Here is a 17,588-nt window from a genome sequence, read left to right on the forward strand (position 1 = left end):
GGTCTGACATCGTGTCAAGGTCAAGCCTGCCTACCTAGACTCTACGCGGCCGGGGTCGGTTGCCCTTAGAAACAAGCGGTAGTGATACGCCAATTGATTCATCAGAGCAGTAGGCCGGGAGCCACGAGGACCGCCCGGCGGGTTATCACAATAACGAGTGCTGCCCCGCCCTGTTCTCCCAAACACGGGTAACAGGGCGAGGTTGCCAGATTCATCATGTAACCAAATCGATGATCTCCCGAAGAAGACTTGGCCAATTGACAGGTTCAGAGGCGCCCCGCAGGAAGCGCATGTGAAGCGCCTATTTCTTTTCCTGATGCTGATCGGCGTGACGGTCGGGCTTGCTGTGCAGCAGCCGGCCCAGGCGCTTGCCGCCCCGGAAAGTTCGATGGACATGGCGGCGATGGCAACCAGCGACATGGCATCCACGCCGGATTGCATGTCAGCGGCGGAGAAGGACGCAGCCCACAAGCCTTGCAAGTGCGGCTTTGCTGGCTGCATCGCGATGATGGCGTCGGGCGGATCGATGATACTGTCCGACGCATCGATGGTTCTCCAGGCTGCGGCCCGATCCGATCGTGATGAGCAGATCGGTCTCTTCCCAGCCTTGCGTGGCCGTTCGACCCCTCCGGAACCAGAACCGCCTTCGACGCTGATCTGATTTCAAGTCCGCGCGCGTGCCTGTCACGCGACCCCGCGCGCATGCGCCGGGTACGGCGCGATGTGAACTCAAGGATCAGGACAAGACGAAATGCGAACCCTCTTACGCCGCCGCGCGTCGCGCGCGCTGGTATGGCTCGCGCTCGCGTCGGTCAGTATGCCGGCGATCGCCGGACCGCTGACCTTCGACACGGCGCTCCAAAAAGCTGCTGCCGACGCGCCGTCGATCAAGGCGAAGTCGCTTCGCGCCGATGCTACCCGATCGGCGCGAAGCGCCGCGGGGCAGTTGCCCGATCCCAAGCTCGCGCTCGGGATCGACAGCTTTCCGATCTCGGGACCGCTCGCGTTCGAGCCACAGCGCGATAATTTCACTTGGGCACGCGTCGGTGTCTCACAGGACATTCCCAATCTCGCCAAGCGTCGCGCGCAACGTGGTCGCGCCGAGGCGGACATTGGCGTCGCCGACGCAGAAACCGGCGTGGAGGCGCGCATCGTCAAGGTCCAGGCCGCGGTTGCCTGGATCAGTCTCGCTTATGCAAAGCGGCGCCTTACGACGCTCGACACGGTACTCCAACGGCTCGACCGCTTCGTCAAAGCGTCGCCCGGTGCGGTCGCGTCGGGGGCGTCGCGGCCAGCGCAGGTTCTCGCCGGGCGCGAAGCCGTTGCGAAATTACAGGACCGGCGCGACGAGCTGGTGTCGATGGTCCGCCGCGCACGTGCCGACCTCACGCGCTGGACGGGCGAAGCCGACCCCGACATCGCAGGTCCGATCCCGGACTTCACGGTAGAGCCGGCGCGCTTGCGCGCGTCGCTTCGCCAGCATCCGACACTGGTGTTGGCCGGCGCCACGATCGGTCGCGCAGATGCCGATCTCCGCATCGCCGAGGCCGAACGGCGTCCCGATTTCGGCGTCGATCTGTCCTACCAACGCCGCGATCCCCGGTTCGGCGATTACGTGTCTGCCGGGGTCACGATCGGCCTGCCGTTGTTCAAAAAGCGGCGTCAGGAACCGTTGATCGCGGCCCGCGCTGCCGATGCCAACAGTGCACGCGCCGGCGCAGATGCCAGTTTGCGCGATCTGACCGCCGATCTCGAAGCAGGTCTTGCCGATCACGCGATGCACCACGCGCAATGGTCGCGCGCCCGCGACGTGCTGCAGCCCCTCGCCGAGCAGCGGGTGATGCTCGAGACCGGCACCTACAGCGCCGGGCGCGCCACCCTCACCGACATCGCTGACGCGCATGCCGCGCTTGCCGATGCGGCCCTCACCACGCTCGATCGCGAGGCGACTGTCGCCGCGGATGGCGCGCGGCTCATTCTCCTGTTCGGGAGCGCCGACCAATGACCCTCACATCCCCTCAACGGTCGCAGCTCGCTGCGACACTTGCCGCTGTCGCCCTCGTCGCGGGCGCTGGAGGCTATTATCTGGCCGGTTCGCGGAATGGGGCACCTGTCGCCGCGACGCCGGGTACTCCTCGCAAGCCACTCTATTATTACGACCCGATGGTGCCGCAGGAGCATTACGACAATCCGGATTCCCTGTCGTCGATGGGGATGAAGACGATCCCCAAATATGCCGACGCGAGTAGCGGCCCAACGGCAAAGCCAGGCGTTACGGTCGACCCTTCGGCAATGCAGAGCCTCGGCATCCGGCTCGCGACCGCGACCACCGGCACGTTGGCCGGCACGCTCGATGTGACCGGTGCGGTCGACTTCAACCAGCGCGATGTCGCGGTCATCCAGGCACGCGCCGCAGGGTTCATCCAGCGGGTCTATGGCCGCGCACCGGGCGACATAATCCGTGCCGGGGCGCCGATCGCGGACGTGTTGGTCCCCGAATGGGGTGGCGCACAGGGCGAATATGAAGCGGTGCGCAAAACCGGCGATCCATCGTTGATCGCTGCCGCACGCCAGCGTCTGCGACTGGTCGGCATTCCGGGCGGCGTGGCGGGCGGGCGCGGGATGACCACCATCCGCAGCCCGATCGGGGGCGTTATCCAGACACTCGATGCCCGCGCCGGGGTCACGCTCGCGCCCGGGCAGACGCTTGCCCAGGTTAACGGCCTCGCCACGGTCTGGTTGAACGCCGCGGTGCCGGAAGTGCGCGCAAGCGCTTTTAAAGTTGGGCAGACTGCGAATGCCGAGCTGGCGGGGTTCCCCGGCGAGCGCTTCACCGGCCGCGTTATCGCCGTCTTGCCGACGACGCAGGCGGACAGCCGAACGCTGACGGTACGGATCGAACTGCGCAACCCAGGCGGTCGCCTGCGCCCCGGCATGTTCGCGACCGTCCATCTAGGCGGTACGTCCGACACCGCGCTGCTGGTGCCGAGCGAAGCCGTGATCCGCACCGGCAAGCGCACGCTCGTCATGCTCGCCGATGGCAAGGGTCGTTTCCGACCGGCCGAGGTCCGTATCGGGCGCGAGGCAAGCGGCCAGACCGAAATCCTAGCCGGACTGGCGTCAGGGGAGAAGGTCGTCGCATCGGGCCAGTTCCTGCTCGATAGCGAGGCGAGCCTGACCGGCATCGCCGCGCGGCCAATCACGGGCGACACGAAGTGATCGCGCGGATCATCGAGGCGTCCGTCAAGGCGCGCTTCCTAATCCTGCTCGCCGCCCTCGCGCTGATCGTGGTCGGAGTGGGCGCTTTGCGCTCGACCGCGGTCGATGCGCTGCCCGACCTGTCCGACGTCCAGGTCATTATCCGCACCACCTATCCGGGCCAAGCCCCACAGATCGTCGAGAACCAGGTCACGCATCCGCTTGCGACGACGATGCTGTCCGTGCCGGGCGCGCGCGTGGTGCGCGGCTATTCGTTCGTCGGCGACAGCTTTGTCTATGTGCTGTTCGACGACGCGACCGATCTCTATTGGGCGCGCAGCCGGGTACTCGAATATCTGAGCCAGGTGCAAAGCCGCCTGCCCGAGGGTGCAAAGGCATCGCTCGGCCCGGATGCTACCGGGGTGGGCTGGGTCTATGAATATGCGCTGGTCGACCGGACCGGGCGTCATGACCTCGCACAGCTCCGCAGCATCCAGGACTGGTTCCTGCGCTACGAATTGAAGACCGTGCCGGGGGTCGCCGAGGTCGCGAGCATCGGCGGCATGGTGAAAGAGTATCAGGTCGTGCTCGATCCGCAGAAATTGGCCGCTTACGGCATCACCCATGAGGCGGTGACCGAGGCACTGAAGCGCGGTAATCAGGAGAGCGGCGGATCGGTCCTAGAGATGGCCGAGGCCGAATATATCGTCCGAGCGACCGGCTATCTGAAGACGCTCGACGATTTCCGCAGCGTGCCGCTCAAGACGGTAGGCGGCGTGCCCGTGACACTCGGCGACGTCGCCACGGTTCAAATCGGGCCGGAAATGCGTCGCGGGTTGGCCGAGCTCAACGGCGAGGGCGAGGTTGCAGGCGGTGTCATCGTGATGCGCCAGGGCAAGAATTCGCGCGAGGTAATTGACGGGGTACGGGTTCGGCTCGAGGAATTGAAGAAGAGCCTGCCACCCGGCGTGGAGGTCGTCACCACCTATGACCGGTCGGGCCTGATCGATCGCGCGGTCGACAATCTGCGTAGCAAGCTGATCGAGGAGTTCATCGTCGTGGCGCTCGTCTGCGCGCTGTTCCTCTGGCACGTTCGATCAGCGCTGGTCGCCATTCTCACGCTGCCGCTCGGTATCCTCATCGCCTTCATCGCGATGCGCGTGCAGGGACTGAACGCCAATATCCTTTCGCTGGGCGGCATCGCCATCGCCATCGGCGCAATGGTCGATGCGGCCGTCGTCATGATCGAAAACGCGCACAAGCATCTCGAACATTGGGCGCAAGACCATCCCGACGAAACGTTGGCGGGTGCCGAGCGCTGGCGCGTGATCACCGCCGCAGCGGTCGAGGTCGGCCCGGCGCTGTTTCTCAGCCTTCTCATCATCACGTTCTCGTTCGTGCCGATCTTCTCGCTTCAGGGTCAGGAAGGGCGGCTGTTCGCGCCCCTCGCCTTCACCAAGACCTATGCGATGGCGGGCGCTGCGATCCTGTCGATCACGCTGATCCCGGTGCTGATGGGGTTGCTGATCCGCGGCCGCATCCCGTCCGAGAATGCCAATCCGATCAATCGCGTCCTCGCCCGCATCTACCGTCCCGCGCTCGACTGGGTATTGGCGCGGCCGAAACAGGCGCTGGTCATCGCCGGCCTCGTGTTTGCGACCAGCCTCTGGCCGATCAGCCAGCTAGGCGGCGAGTTCATCCCGCAGATGAACGAGGGCGACCTGCTCTACATGCCGTCCGCGCTGCCCGGAATCTCGACAGCCAAGGCCGACCAGCTTCTCCAGCTCACCGACCGGCTCATCAAGACCGTACCCGAAGTGGAAAGCGTGTTCGGCAAGGCCGGCCGCGCCGACACAGCGACCGACCCTGCCCCGCTCGAAATGTTCGAAACCACGATCCGCTTCAAGCCCAAGGATCAGTGGCGCGCGGGCATGACGCAGGACAAATTGATCGATCAACTCGACACGGCGGTAAAGGTGCCGGGCCTCGCCAATTTCTGGATTCCCCCAATCCGTAACCGGATCGAAATGCTGTCGACCGGCATCAAGAGTCCGATCGGTATCAAGGTGGCAGGCGCGAACCTCGCCGAGATCGATGCGGCCGCGCGCGAGATCGAACAGGTCGCGAAAACCGTGCCTGGGGTCGGCTCGGCGCTGGCCGAACGCCTCACCGGCGGGCGGTATATCGATGTCGATATCAACCGGGCCGCTGCGGCACGCTATGGTCTCAACGTCGCCGATGTGCAGTCGGTCGTGTCGAGCGCGATTGGGGGAGAGACGATCGGCCAGACCGTCGAGGGACTCGCGCGTTATCCGATCAGCGTGCGCTACCCGCGTGAGCTGCGCGACAGCATCGATGACTTGCGAAACTTAGCCGTGCTGACGCCGGCAGGGCAGCAGATCACGCTCGGCACCGTCGCCGACGTTCGCATCACCGATGGACCGCCGATGCTGCGCAGCGAGAACGGCCGACCGGTGACGTGGATCTACATCGATGGACGCGGCGCGCCGCTCACCACCATCGTTCGTGATCTGCAGAACGTGATCGCCGCCAAGGTGAAACTGCCGCCCGGCGTCAGCGTCACCTATACCGGCCAGTTCGAGTATCTGCAGCGCGCGGTCGAGCGATTGAAGATCGTCGTTCCGGCGACCTTGGTCATCATTTTCCTGCTGCTCTACGCGACCTTCCGCCGGCTCGATGAAGCCGCGCTGGTGATGGGCACGCTCCCGTTTGCGCTCACCGGCGGTCTATGGCTGCTCTATCTTCTCGGCTACAACCAATCGGTCGCGACCGGTGTCGGGTTCATCGCGCTCGCCGGTGTTTCGGCGGAGTTCGGCGTGGTGATGCTGATCTACCTCAAGCATGCGCTGGATGCCCGAGGCCCAGTGCCGAACGATGCCGAGGTCGAGGCTGCACTGCGCGAAGGCGCCCTCCTTCGTGTCAGGCCCAAGGCTATGACGGTTGCGGTGATCCTGGCCGGTCTGTTTCCGATCCTGATCGGTACAGGCACCGGCTCCGAAGTGATGAGCCGGATCGCGGCTCCCATGATCGGGGGCATGCTCACCGCACCGTTGCTCTCGATGCTGGTCCTGCCGGCAGCGTTTCTGCTGCTGCGGCGCGCCCGGCGATCCACTCACGCTTCGACCCCAGTCCCACCGCTGCAAAGGAATATGCTATGAAGAAGACCCTGTTCGCACTCGCTGTCCTCGCCAGCTTCGCGACGATGACAGCATCGGCGCAGGCGGGCGCTTCCATGCAGGGCATGCCGGTGAAAGGGGCCGTGAAAGTCGGGCGTGGCCGTGGCGTCGTGACTGCGATCGATTCCAAAGCCGCCAAAGTGACGATCCAGCATGGGCCGATCGCGGCACTGGGCTGGCCCGCGATGACGATGGCGTTCACGGCAATCCCACCGGCACTGCTCAAGACCGTGAAAGTCGGACAGCGCGTCGACTTCGCCATGAGGATGCGCGGCTCCCTTGCGGAGGTTACAGCGATCCGCGCGCGTTGATCCTGGGCGGTGCGATCGTTTCCATCGGTACGCGGCAACCATCGCACCTTCCCGAACTCAGCCGATCCCCCCGAAGTATTCGGATCTTCGCGGTAGCCGTCGCCGCTGCCGGCTTGTGAGATACATACTCTTTTGCCGATAATCGGGCGCTACCCTACCGGGCACTGCTCCATCGGCGCCGACCGAGCCACCGTGCCAGCGTCTCTGCCCTCACGGGTGACGATCCTCGCTGGAGGTGTGCCACGCGGCACACCTGTGGACGCGCAGCGCGCGAGCAATGCCCGATCGTTGTTGATGACCTCCCCCCCGGAGGCGATCTGTCGCGGGGAACACCAAGGGCTGCTGCCCTTGCGAAAAACGTTTCTTCCCTTTTCAGCAAGGCGATCGACACGACGATCGTCCGAGCGAGTTCCCGAGCCGCCCGCCATGCGGCAGATCGATCCGGCAACGAGCGCGACGCTTGCTTCCAGGGTGCTGGGGTCTGCTTGGATTTGCAATGACGGCGTGTTTTCGCCTGAGCCTTGTGCCATAGCGGTCGGGCTTGGGCATGGCTTGAACACCATCCTTGGCCCGCATGTGCGGTCGAATGCTGGGTCCCCGATTTCCGTCGGGCGGCCCGCGAAATACAAGACCTTGCTACCGCTTGTCGGTGCGGGGAATACGTGGGGCGTGGTTACCAGTGTTCCCGCGTGTTCAACCGTCCCGGCTACGGGCGGTTGATGGAACGCGCGCCATGTCCTTGATCAAAAGTTTGCTTACGAGTTTCCGCCGGCGTCAAAGCCCATCAAAGGGTTTCTCCGGAAATGGTTCGGGAATGCTTCAGGTCGAAGCGCTGGTGCAGGCACATGGTGACTGGCTGGCTTTTTTGGCCACGATACTCGAACGCGAACGCGTGATCACAAGCGCCGAACTCGCCCGCACCCTGTCCGAATTTGCCGCGCATACAGCCGAAGATCGCCCTGCCGAGGGACAGATCCTTTCCTTTTGGGCCTCACGCATGAACGACACAGCCGCAACTCTCGGCAAGTTTCCGTCCATTCACTAGGGCTATCACTCATGCTGAGTGGCGGCCGCTGCCGATCGCCGAGGTGCGCATGGGTTCGGCCTGCTTCGAAATTGATAACCCGGCGACGCGTAGTGGACGCTCGAACGTGACCTGTTCGCCGCGTTCGCGCGCCGACTCAACTCATTCGCGATGTCAATTTGATCGGCAGAGCCCGTTAGGAGTTATCCCTGATCTGGAGCCGAATCATTCCGCGTCGCGAGTTTTTCGAGAGCATGCTGACCAACGAACCGGGCAGACGTCCTGCCGAAAAGACGCCCCCAACCCCGGCGCCCGATGTAAGCGAACCTGATCGCATTGCCCGCCTGACCGATCGGCAACGGTCTTATCTCCGCCTTGTGCTTCAGAACCGCAACTCGAAGGAGATCGCGGCGGCCACGGGTAGCAGCCACCGGGCGGTCGATAAGCAGCTGTTAAAGGCAAATAATATCCTCGGTGTGCCGACCCGTTTTGATGCCGCGCGGCTCCTGGCGGAGTACGACGGAGGGGTAGAGCCGTTACCCCCTGCAAACGACCTACCTTCCGCGCCGCCAACTTTCCCGCTTCTCCTCCCGTTGCCGACCGCTGGGGCGGCAGCGAATATGCTCACCTGGAAGCAGGTTGCCGTCTGGACCGCGATCATCTCGATCGTGACCCCCTTGGGCCTGACCGCAGCCGGCATGGCGATTGTAACGCTGCTTCTTCTGCTCGGGCTGAAACCAATGTGACGGGCGCGCGGTGCCCAAGGAGGCATTATGCAATCCCTTTCGAACACAAGCCGGATCGTCGCGGACGAACTGCGCAGAGCGGAGCGATCGATCAATCTAGCCACACGCGATACGGCGCAATTTTTGCTGACCACGCTCGAGGCGACGGAGGCGCACAGCCTATCCGCCGCCATGACGCAGCGCACGGTGAAGGCGACGGTCGCGGCGCTGTCGGCCCTCGTCGATGGTCAGGATCAGATGGCAATGCGAGCGCATCTGTTCGTCGAGAAGGTCGGTCGCCAACTGGGTCTGACGGAGACGAGCTGGGGCGAGAATTTGCCGAAGCCATCATCTGCGTCGCTCGAGGAGATCGACTTTCCGCCGATTGTCGAGGTTACGTCACCGCAGGGGTAACGGCGGGCGGGCCGGGAGAAATCCTATGAGCGCCCAGATAGTCCTCGCGGTCATCTTCAACCTCGTCATGGTCGGCGTGCTGCTGTTCGCGGCACTCAGAGGGGGCAGGCCCGAGCGATTGGGCGCGCTCATCAACGTGGCGGGGTTCGCCACGACTACGGCTATTCGGTTGATCGCAGCGAGACAAGGCTGGGCTCCAGGTGAGGTATCGATCCTGGTGATTGATGCGGGCGTCGCCGCCGGGTTCTACTGGCTCGGCGTTACGACGACCCGCTTCTGGCCGATCTGGGCGGCAGGGTTTGCTGTAGCCGATCTCTTCATGAGCCTGTTCGGCGCCCTGCTACCCCGCGTGCCGCTCTTTGCCTACCATACAGGGCTTGGGATCTACGCCTACCTCGCGCTCGGCGCGCTTGCGCTCGGCACATTCCGCTTGCCGGCGAACGCCGAGCCCTACATCCGAAACGGATCAAGACGATTATGGGTGCAGCATCTGAAGGAGACGACTTGATCGACGTCGTCGTGCGGCTGCCGCGCAAGGCGATCGAGGACACTTTGCTGTCTATGCCGCCAGACGCGAGGGACCTGTCCGAGCGCAGGCTTGCCGAGGCCAGGGCGGTGTTGACCGGCCGGCGTCGGCGGGCGACCCACTTCAACGGGGTCCGCTTTTATGATCCGAGCTGGGACATGATCCTGGAGCTTTACGTGGCCACGTGCGAGCGGCGCCGCATCGCTGTGTCCCAGCTTTGTAAGCTTAGCCGAGGCTCGACGACCACCGCTTTGCGCCACATCGAGCATCTCGAGGCGCTTGGATACATAGTTAGACAAACGGATCCCGATGACGGACGCCGCCTGATTGTCGGCACGCTCACTCCCCTTCTTGCTGCTTCGGAGCAGTGGCTCGATCTTCAGATCGCGGAGTCCCGAATACAGGATCGGAGATCGGGCTGACGATTTCTACGGGTCACACAAGACTCCGTTCTCTCGGTCGCCAGTGACATATCGAACGATCGAAAAAGTCCCACTCGATCTACCGGTTGGACAGACGGTGGCAGCCAATTTCGAGCCTGAACTTGCAATTCCTCGCTGCCTTAACTGACATTTCCCCGCCACGCATACCCGGCGCGGCGCTGAGGAGGACCCTCTCCTTCTGTGCTTCATGTTACGTGGGGCTGCCGAATCGCCCGATTCTCACGCCGTTACCGAAAGCACGAGCGAGAGCGCGACGGCGTTACCAATAGCACGTGTCTCAACGGCACGGCGTTATCGATAGCACGTGCGACGATCGACGCTTCGTTAACGATAGCACGTGATTATTGCCCGTTCCGTTACCGATAGCACGATTCATCGCCCACGACCGATCGGCCAGCGCCGCTTAACACTCGTTGCTGTGGATCAGCTCAACGCTGACCGCCGCCGCCCACTCGGGCGGGCGTCACAACGATCAAGGGGGACGCTGTGCCGACATGAAAAACCCGGCACGAGGCCGGGCTTTTCGGGACGCCTGCTAGGACGGATGTGAGAATTCTCACTTAGCTGGCTCCCTTCCATATTGCTACTCCAAAGCGCCGATCGTGGCGCCACGGTGTCGCTTTGTCTGCACGGGCTCCCCCTTCCAGGGAGAACGAACGATGGCTGCTGCCCATAGCCCCGGCAGGGGACTGCGCCGTTTTGACGAGCATGCCGCCAAGGCAACGAAGCTCGTCGAGGAATTTCGCGGCCTCGAGACCGGGCTGGCACCTTCTAACGCGCTTGCCGCGCTGAAACGCGCAGCTCCTTATATGGGTGTCCCCCTCCGCGTGGTCTCCGTGATCGACCTACTCTTTGCCTGGACGAAGCCGCAGGACTGGAAGGGTGGGCAAATCCCCGTCGTTTGGCCGTCGAACGACTTGCTCGCGCAAAAGCTGGGAGTGACCGTCCGTCAGGTCCAAAAGCTACTGAACCAGGCCCAAGCCTTCGGTCTGATCAGCTTTCGAGATAGTCCGAACGGTCACCGTGGCGGGCGCCGTGGGACCGAGGGCTACATCACGTGGGGTTACGGCATCGTCCTCGCTCCGATCGGCACCAGGCTTCAAGAATTTGCGGCTCGCGCAGCCAAGGGAGCTGCGGAGGACGCGGCACTGACAGTGCTCCGCAAGCGCCTTGCCGCTGCCCGCCGAAACATCAGGACTCTGGCCCAAACCGCATTCGACGACGACCTTCACGATCTGAAGGCGGGTGATGATCTCGCTTTGGCGCTGATGGCCACCGACCAGATGCGAGGCGTCCGCGATGCTGGCCTTTTGACGGCTTGCGTCGAGCAGATAGAAGAGCGTGCGCGGAGCCTCGCTCAGGCGGTTTCGACCAAGATTGTCGTCCCAGACACGTGTTCGGCTCATGATAATAGTTCATGCTGGGATGCTCATGAAGACATCGACTCAACAACTACAAAGCACCTCCAATCTGCTAAAGCAGATACAAGTAGTGGCTTAGCGAACGGAAGTAGTGAGAATAGGGGCGCCCTCCCCTCTCAACCTCAAACCGCCGTCGACGACGATCTGGAGAAGCACGGTGTCGATCCGGGGTTCATCATGTCGATCGCGCCGGAGCTCTGTTCCGGTCTGCTCTACCGCGAAGGATCGTGGGGCGAGGTGGTCGCCACCGCGGAGCGGCTTGCGGGCCAGTCGGGGATCAGCAGTCACGCGTTCAAGGAGGCGTGTCGCATCATGGGCCAGCGAGGTGCTGCTGCCTCCGTCATCGCCACCATCCAGAAATACCGGCGCGGGGAGGTCCAGCGGCCCGGCGCATATCTTCGCGGGATGAGCAGCAAGGCTGGCAAGGGCGAATTGAACCTTGGGCGAACGCTCCACGGTCTCAAGGACACGAGCCGTGCTGTTGCCATGCGCGGGATGTCCGATGGGACCGACGCGACACCGATCGGGAGCCTGATGTCGCGGCTCGTTAACCGGGGATCCGGACTACGGTGACGGGTTCTCAGCATCCTTTCAGTGGCTTGGACGTCGAACTGCACACCAAATCTCGGGACGCCTTGCACGGCGTTACCGATAGCACGAGTCACGACGGTGTTTGCCGTGGCCCGCACCTGCCAAAATGTGAAACACATCCCGATTTCCCAGCTAAATCGCTCCAAATCCTCGTGCTATCGGTAACGCGGTCGCTTATCCGACTGCAGGTTTTCGCCCGATCCGGTATAAGCGGTTTTACTGCATGAAGCTGATGGGAGCCCCGACGATGGATTCGCGAGAAGTCGCTCTCACCCAGGGTAAGCTGTTCGACTATCTCGACAGCCCGCTACATGGCAAAGTCCGTGGCGAACAAAGCATCATGGACTTTCCGCTGTTCTCATTAGCAAAGCGGCCTCAAATGGAGGCGATGACCTACGAGATGGAGGGCGTCAAAATCGAGATCAAGCCCAGTTCGAGCGGAATCGCGACGATGTGGGATAAAGAAGTCCTGATCTACGTCCTATCGTTGATGGTGCAGCATATCGGTCGGACCGGTGGTGAAGTACAGAACGTCTTCACCTTCAATGCACACGACTTCTTCCGGGCCACCGGCGTCGGACGCCCATCGAAGCGTGATTACGATCGCTTCATCGAAGCGCTCGGTCGTCTGCAGGGTACGCAGATCCGCACTAACATCAAAACCGGCACCGTGGGGACGAAGGGCTTCTTCTCCTGGTTCGCGGAAGCGCAGGCGACCACTCGCGAAACGGCCAGCGGCGTCGATCAACTCATGCCGGTCCGTGTTCAACTTTGTGATTGGCTCGTCCGCGCGGTCTCGCGCGACAGCCGCATCTACGACTATCACAACGACTATTTCCGTCTCGGCTCGATCGAGCGGCGCCTTTATGAGTTGGCGCACTGCTATTGTCGTGATGAAGAATATGAGATGCCTCTGGAGATGCTGGGCGCGAAAATCGGCTCCACATCGCCGCTCCGCACGTTGAAAAGCCAGCTGAAGAAGATCGCAGCAGAGAATAAGATGCCGAGCTATTCGATCGAGGTGCGTGAAGTCGTCCCGGCAGTCCCTGCGCGGGATAAACTTGGCCGAAGAGTCGGAAAGCCCGAGACGGTCGTTGTGATGCGGCCCAAGGATAAGTTGACAGGTGGTCGTGCCGCATTGGCAGCCTGATATCGAAAATTATACCTGACATTCTGTTCGCCTAGCGTCGGCCGTCCATCGTGGCTGGCTCGGGGAGTTTGCTTCGCGGTAGCGATGCTCCGTCATGCAAAAGGCGCTGAGAGGAGAGGGAGCCTTCGGCTTGTTGATCCGGTGATGAGCACCGGGCGATAAAACCGGAGACCCTCGATGCGCACTTCAGCCGCAGCTCTCGAACTCGATTTCACCGAACCGTCGATCACGGCCGCCAAGGCGGTCGCCGACAACATCGCCAGAAACGGATCGCTTCAGCGCGACACGCTGCTGTGGGTCATGGAGCAAGCCTATGGCGGATCCTCGGCCGACGGTCGCTGGTCACTCCGCGACGCCTACGACATGCTCGAACTTGCCGAGGTCATGTATCTGGCGAAGGCCGACCTGCCGTCCACCCCGGGCGATTGCCTCGCCGCGCTGACCGAGCTGGTCGCCGCCCTGCCGACGCACACCGTCCGCAGCGAAGAGCAAATCGAGCTTCAGCAATTCTCGACCCCCGCCCCGATCGCCTACCTCGCTGCGCTCGCTGGCAGGATCGCGGCCACGGATCTGGTCCTCGAACCCTCTGCCGGCACCGGCCTGCTCGCCGCCTTCGCGCACCGCGCCGGTGCCCGCCTGGTCCGCAACGAGATCGATCCGGCTCGTGCCGAGATGCTCGCAGCCGCCTTCCCGGGCGTCGCTGTCACGCGCCACGACGGCGAGCTGATCCACGATCTACTCGAACCAACGATCCGGCCCACGGCCGTCCTCATCAATCCTCCCTTCTCGCGCAGCATCGGTCGCCACGCCGACCCGCTGGCCGCCTTCCGGCATTTACGTGCCGCGTTGATGCGGCTGGCGGCCGGAGGCCGCTGCGCCGCCATCCTCCCCGATCGCGTCGACACGACGAGCCGCGCTTGGGCGAAGGCGATCGAGGGTTGCACGCTGACGCTGCACCTCGAACTGCCGGCGAACGCCTATGCGAAGCATGGCACCAGCCAACTTGTGAAGATCATGGTGCTGGAAAAGGGGACCGGCACGCCTGCCGAGCTGATCTGCTGCGCGACGCTCGCGGAGGCGCTTACGGCGATCGCCGCAAAGGCCGCTCCGCCTGTGTCCCCACCTGTCCCGAGCACGGCCTCGCTGCTCGCACGCCCGAGCGGGCGCAGCTCGCTTCTTGGCGGCTTGGCGAACAAACCGCGTCTGAGCGCGCCACCCGCAAAAGCCGCGCGGTCGCAGACCGCGACCCCGATCGACTACACCGTGTTCGCCGAGCCGCTTCCGACCGGCGAGTCTGTCGGTATGTACCTGCCCTACCGGCCGAGCCGCATCGCCATCCCCTGCGCATCCGCGCATCCAACCGCGCTGGTGGAATCGATCGCCATGGGCTCGATCACAGCGCCGCGTCCGATCTATGTCCCTACGCTGCCGCAAGCGGTTGTCGACGCGAAGACGCTCTCCGACGCGCAGCTCGAGACGCTGATCTATGCCGGAGATGCCTTCGAGCGCGACAGCCCCGGACTGTTCAAACCCGTCGAGGAGGGGCTCTCGATCGCACCATCGGAGGACGGCCGTCCATACCGCACCGGCTTCTTCCTCGGTGACGGCACCGGCGCCGGCAAAGGCCGCCAGGTCGCCGCGATCATCCTCGACCAATGGCTGCGTGGTCGCCGCAAGCACATCTGGGTCTCCAAGACCGAGACGCTGCTCGAAGATGCGCGTCGCGACTGGACCGCTGTTGGCGGTCTCGCGCTCGACATCCAGCATCTCAATCAGTGGAAACTCGGCTTGGCAGTAGGCGCGGCCGAAGGCGTGCTGTTCCTCACTTATGCGACGCTGCGCTCCAATCGCGGTGACAAGAGCACCCGGCTCCAGCAGATCCTCGAATGGGTCGGCGACGATTATGACGGCATGATCGTGTTCGACGAGGCGCACGAGATGGCCGGTGTCGCAGGCGGCGAAGGCCGCTTCGGCACCAAGGATGGCTCCGACCAGGGGATCGCCGGCGTCCGCCTGCAGAACCTCCTTCCGCGCGCTCGCGTCCTCTACGTGTCCGCGACAGGCGCATCCGACGTCAACAATCTGGCCTATGCCACGCGGCTCGGCCTGTGGGGTCTGGGCACGGCGTTCGCCGATCGACGGACCTTCGTCGACTCCCTGCGCCGGGGCGGGATCGCCGCGCTGGAACTGATCGCGCGCGACTTGAAAATGCAGGGCCTCTACGTCTCGCGTGCGTTGAGCTTCGCCGGCGTCGAGTACGACATCCTCGAACACAAGCTGACCGTCGACCAAATCGAGGTCTATGACGCCTATGCCGATGCGTGGGCGATCATCCACAGCAACCTTCGCGCGGCGCTGGACGCGACCCGCGTTACGGACAGCTTCTCGAACGACACCTATAATAGCGGCGCCAAGGCCGCTGCGTTGTCGATCTTCGAGTCCACCAAACAGCGGTTCTTCTGCCAACTCCTGATCGGCATGAAGCTGCCCTCACTCGTGCCCGCGATCCGCGCCGATCTCGCCCGCGGCGAGAGCGTCGTGATCCAGCTCGTCTCGACGTCCGAGGCAATGCTCAACCGGGCACTGGCGGCTCTTACGATTGAGGAACGCGCCAATCTCGACATCGAGCTTTCGCCCAGGGAGTTTCTCATGTCGTACCTCACGGCCGCCTTCCCGGTTCGGCAGATGAAGACCTTCGTCGACGAGACCGGCAAAACCCGCTCCGAACCGATGTCGGACGAGGACGGCCGCCCTGTCTTCAGCCAGGAGGCGCTCGAGATGCGCGACAATCTTCTCGAGCAGCTCTGCGCGCTGCCGATCGTCGGATCCGCGCTCGATCACATTATCGGGCATTTCGGCACAGATGCGGTCGCCGAGGTCACGGGGCGCAGCCGTCGCGTCATCATTGACGCCCATGGCCGCCAGCGCGTCGAAAGCCGCTCGCCCCGCACCAATCTCGCCGAGACCGACGCCTTCATGCGCGGTGCGAAGAAGATCCTGATCTTCTCCGACGCTGGCGGCACCGGCCGCAGCTATCACGCGAGCCTGACGTGCGAAAACCAGTCGCGCCGCAATCATTACCTCCTCGAGCCGGGCTGGCGTGCTGACGCCGCCATCCAGGGGCTCGGCCGCACACACCGCACCCACCAGGCGACCGCGCCGCTGTTCCGGCCGGTGTCGACCGACTGCCGGGGCGAACGTCGCTTCATCTCGACGATCGCGCGCCGGCTCGACAGCCTGGGCGCGCTCACCCGGGGCCAGCGACAGACCGGCGGTCAGGGCCTGTTCGACCCGCGCGACAACCTCGAAAGCGACTATGCCAAGGAGTCGCTCGAACAATGGTTCCGCCTGCTCGCCAATGGTAAGCTGCGCTCGACCACACTGGACGAGTTTCAGAAACTGACCGGCCTCGAGCTGGAGGGCGAAGGTGGCGGGCTCAAGGAGGAGATGCCCCCGATCCAGCGCTGGCTCAATCGCATCCTGGCGCTGCGCATCGCCATGCAGAACGCGATCTTCGACGAATATCTCGGGCTGATCGAGGCGCGGATCGAGGCGGCCAAGGAGGCCGGCACGCTCGATCTTGGCGTCGAGAGCATCAACGCCGAGCGCATCACGATCCTCGATCGCACCGTCATCCGGCGCGACCAGACCAGCGGCGCCGAGACCGAGATCCTCCGGTTGGAGACCGAGGAACGCTACAAGCCGCTCGCGCTCGATCGCGCTATGCGGATCCTCGGCGACGAAGCTCGTCCGATCGTCAACCGCAAGTCGGGCAAGGCCGCGATCCGGTGCAGCACCTACTCGCTCACCGACGACGATGGCGAGATCGTGCGCCGCTACGAGCTGGTCCGCCCGACGCGCACCGAACGGATGCGGCAGGATCTTCTGCTCGAAACGATGTGGGAAGATGCCAGCGAGGCGGAGTTTTCCGCGCTGTGGCAGGCCGAGGTCGAGGACATGTTGGGCAAGATCCGCACCAACACCCTCTACCTCGTCACCGGCCTGCTCCTGCCGGTCTGGGACCGCCTGCCCGATGATCACGTCCAGGTCTGGCGTCTCAACACCGACGACGGCCAGTCTTTCCTCGGCCGCATCGTCCCTGCGCCGCTGGTGACCAAGCTCGCGGACGCCTTCGGCATCGCCACCACCATCACGGTGTCGGGTGCCGAGACCGCCAGGCACGTCATGGGGACGGCTGAGATCACCGCGCTCGGTGCGTATCGGCTGAAGCGCAGCCTGGTCGCCGGCCAGCAGCGCCTCGAACTGCTCGACTGGCCGTACACGCGGTTGGCCGAGCTGAAGGCAGCCGGATGCTTCATTGAGATCATCCAGCACAAGACGCGGATCTTCGTTCCCGTCGTGACCGCTGCGACCGTGATCGACCGGATCATGCGTGCTGCCTAAGAATTCTGAGTCTAATGAGTGCGTTGTGGGGCGGCGGAAGCAGCCTCGCGTGGTGTCACAACCGTTCGAGGCTGTTGAAAAAGGCCTGCGCGAAATAGGCGTGGCGGATGACTGGTGACGCCGGCCACCGAAGGATACGCCCCGTATCAGGCCGGCGCGGCCTGCCGGGCGAGCAGTTGAAGGT

The 17,588-nt window shown here is 63.7% G+C and carries 13 protein-coding genes; all 13 read left to right on the forward strand.

Annotation, left to right across the window (positions count from 1 at the left end; all coding sequences use genetic code 11):
• The first annotated feature begins 292 nt into the window (after positions 1-292).
• The 13 genes from U1872_RS20700 to U1872_RS20760 all read left to right on the forward strand — a co-directional run bounded on the left by U1872_RS20700 (position 293) and on the right by U1872_RS20760 (position 17,404).
• Complete coding sequence (locus tag U1872_RS20700) at positions 293-661, forward strand: hypothetical protein (RefSeq protein WP_332794790.1); 369 nt, start codon at positions 293-295, stop codon at positions 659-661.
• A 90-nt stretch (positions 662-751) separates the two neighbouring features.
• Entirely contained in the window at positions 752-2,005 is a 1,254-nt protein-coding gene (locus tag U1872_RS20705) for a TolC family protein (RefSeq protein ID WP_332794791.1), read from the forward strand.
• Entirely contained in the window at positions 2,002-3,219 is a 1,218-nt protein-coding gene (locus U1872_RS20710; RefSeq protein WP_332794792.1) for an efflux RND transporter periplasmic adaptor subunit, read from the forward strand. Before U1872_RS20705 ends, U1872_RS20710 begins: the two co-directional genes overlap by 4 nt.
• Positions 3,216-6,377, forward strand: a complete 3,162-nt coding sequence (locus U1872_RS20715; RefSeq protein WP_332794793.1) for an efflux RND transporter permease subunit — start codon at positions 3,216-3,218, stop codon at positions 6,375-6,377. Before U1872_RS20710 ends, U1872_RS20715 begins: the two co-directional genes overlap by 4 nt.
• Positions 6,374-6,706, forward strand: coding sequence for a copper-binding protein (locus U1872_RS20720; protein WP_332794794.1), 333 nt, complete (start codon positions 6,374-6,376; stop codon positions 6,704-6,706). Before U1872_RS20715 ends, U1872_RS20720 begins: the two co-directional genes overlap by 4 nt.
• A gap of 733 nt (positions 6,707-7,439) precedes the next feature.
• The gene (locus U1872_RS20725) at positions 7,440-7,751 is read left to right on the forward strand and encodes a hypothetical protein (RefSeq protein WP_332794795.1); all 312 of its coding nucleotides are present in this window, start codon (positions 7,440-7,442) and stop codon (positions 7,749-7,751) included.
• A 233-nt stretch (positions 7,752-7,984) separates the two neighbouring features.
• The gene (locus U1872_RS20730; protein ID WP_332794796.1) at positions 7,985-8,476 is read left to right on the forward strand and encodes an RNA polymerase subunit sigma-70; all 492 of its coding nucleotides are present in this window, start codon (positions 7,985-7,987) and stop codon (positions 8,474-8,476) included.
• Between the two features lie 27 nt (positions 8,477-8,503).
• The gene (locus U1872_RS20735) at positions 8,504-8,869 is read left to right on the forward strand and encodes a hypothetical protein (RefSeq protein ID WP_183937248.1); all 366 of its coding nucleotides are present in this window, start codon (positions 8,504-8,506) and stop codon (positions 8,867-8,869) included.
• Positions 8,870-8,894: 25 nt separating this feature from the next.
• Positions 8,895-9,377, forward strand: coding sequence for a hypothetical protein (locus U1872_RS20740; protein ID WP_332794797.1), 483 nt, complete (start codon positions 8,895-8,897; stop codon positions 9,375-9,377).
• Positions 9,374-9,817 (forward strand): winged helix DNA-binding protein, encoded by a 444-nt coding sequence (locus U1872_RS20745; protein ID WP_332794798.1) that lies wholly within the window; start codon positions 9,374-9,376, stop codon positions 9,815-9,817. The genes U1872_RS20740 and U1872_RS20745 overlap by 4 nt, the downstream gene beginning before the upstream one ends.
• Positions 9,818-10,497: 680 nt before the next feature.
• Positions 10,498-11,832, forward strand: coding sequence for a plasmid replication protein RepC (gene repC / locus U1872_RS20750; RefSeq protein ID WP_332794799.1), 1,335 nt, complete (start codon positions 10,498-10,500; stop codon positions 11,830-11,832).
• 241 nt (positions 11,833-12,073) lie between these two features.
• Positions 12,074-13,000: a replication initiator protein A gene (locus U1872_RS20755; RefSeq protein ID WP_332794800.1), complete on the forward strand. Its 927-nt coding sequence runs from the start codon at positions 12,074-12,076 to the stop codon at positions 12,998-13,000.
• Positions 13,001-13,177: 177 nt separating this feature from the next.
• Positions 13,178-17,404, forward strand: coding sequence for a strawberry notch-like NTP hydrolase domain-containing protein (locus U1872_RS20760; RefSeq protein ID WP_332794801.1), 4,227 nt, complete (start codon positions 13,178-13,180; stop codon positions 17,402-17,404).
• Positions 17,405-17,588 lie beyond the last annotated feature (184 nt).

Source organism: Parasphingomonas frigoris (assembly GCF_036663815.1).
GTDB lineage: Bacteria > Pseudomonadota > Alphaproteobacteria > Sphingomonadales > Sphingomonadaceae > Sphingomonas.

Excerpts from the sequence above, each read along its gene's own strand:
- U1872_RS20705 (WP_332794791.1), top strand. The coding sequence starts at position 752 with ATGCGAACCCTCTTACGCCGCCGCGCGTCGCGCGCGCTGGTATGGCTC.
- U1872_RS20710 (WP_332794792.1), top strand. The coding sequence starts at position 2,002 with ATGACCCTCACATCCCCTCAACGGTCGCAGCTCGCTGCGACACTTGCC.
- U1872_RS20720 (WP_332794794.1), top strand. The coding sequence starts at position 6,374 with ATGAAGAAGACCCTGTTCGCACTCGCTGTCCTCGCCAGCTTCGCGACG.
- U1872_RS20725 (WP_332794795.1), top strand. The coding sequence starts at position 7,440 with ATGTCCTTGATCAAAAGTTTGCTTACGAGTTTCCGCCGGCGTCAAAGC.
- U1872_RS20730 (WP_332794796.1), top strand. The coding sequence starts at position 7,985 with ATGCTGACCAACGAACCGGGCAGACGTCCTGCCGAAAAGACGCCCCCA.
- U1872_RS20735 (WP_183937248.1), top strand. The coding sequence starts at position 8,504 with ATGCAATCCCTTTCGAACACAAGCCGGATCGTCGCGGACGAACTGCGC.
- U1872_RS20740 (WP_332794797.1), top strand. The coding sequence starts at position 8,895 with ATGAGCGCCCAGATAGTCCTCGCGGTCATCTTCAACCTCGTCATGGTC.
- repC (WP_332794799.1), top strand. The coding sequence starts at position 10,498 with ATGGCTGCTGCCCATAGCCCCGGCAGGGGACTGCGCCGTTTTGACGAG.
- U1872_RS20755 (WP_332794800.1), top strand. The coding sequence starts at position 12,074 with ATGAAGCTGATGGGAGCCCCGACGATGGATTCGCGAGAAGTCGCTCTC.
- U1872_RS20760 (WP_332794801.1), top strand. The coding sequence starts at position 13,178 with ATGCGCACTTCAGCCGCAGCTCTCGAACTCGATTTCACCGAACCGTCG.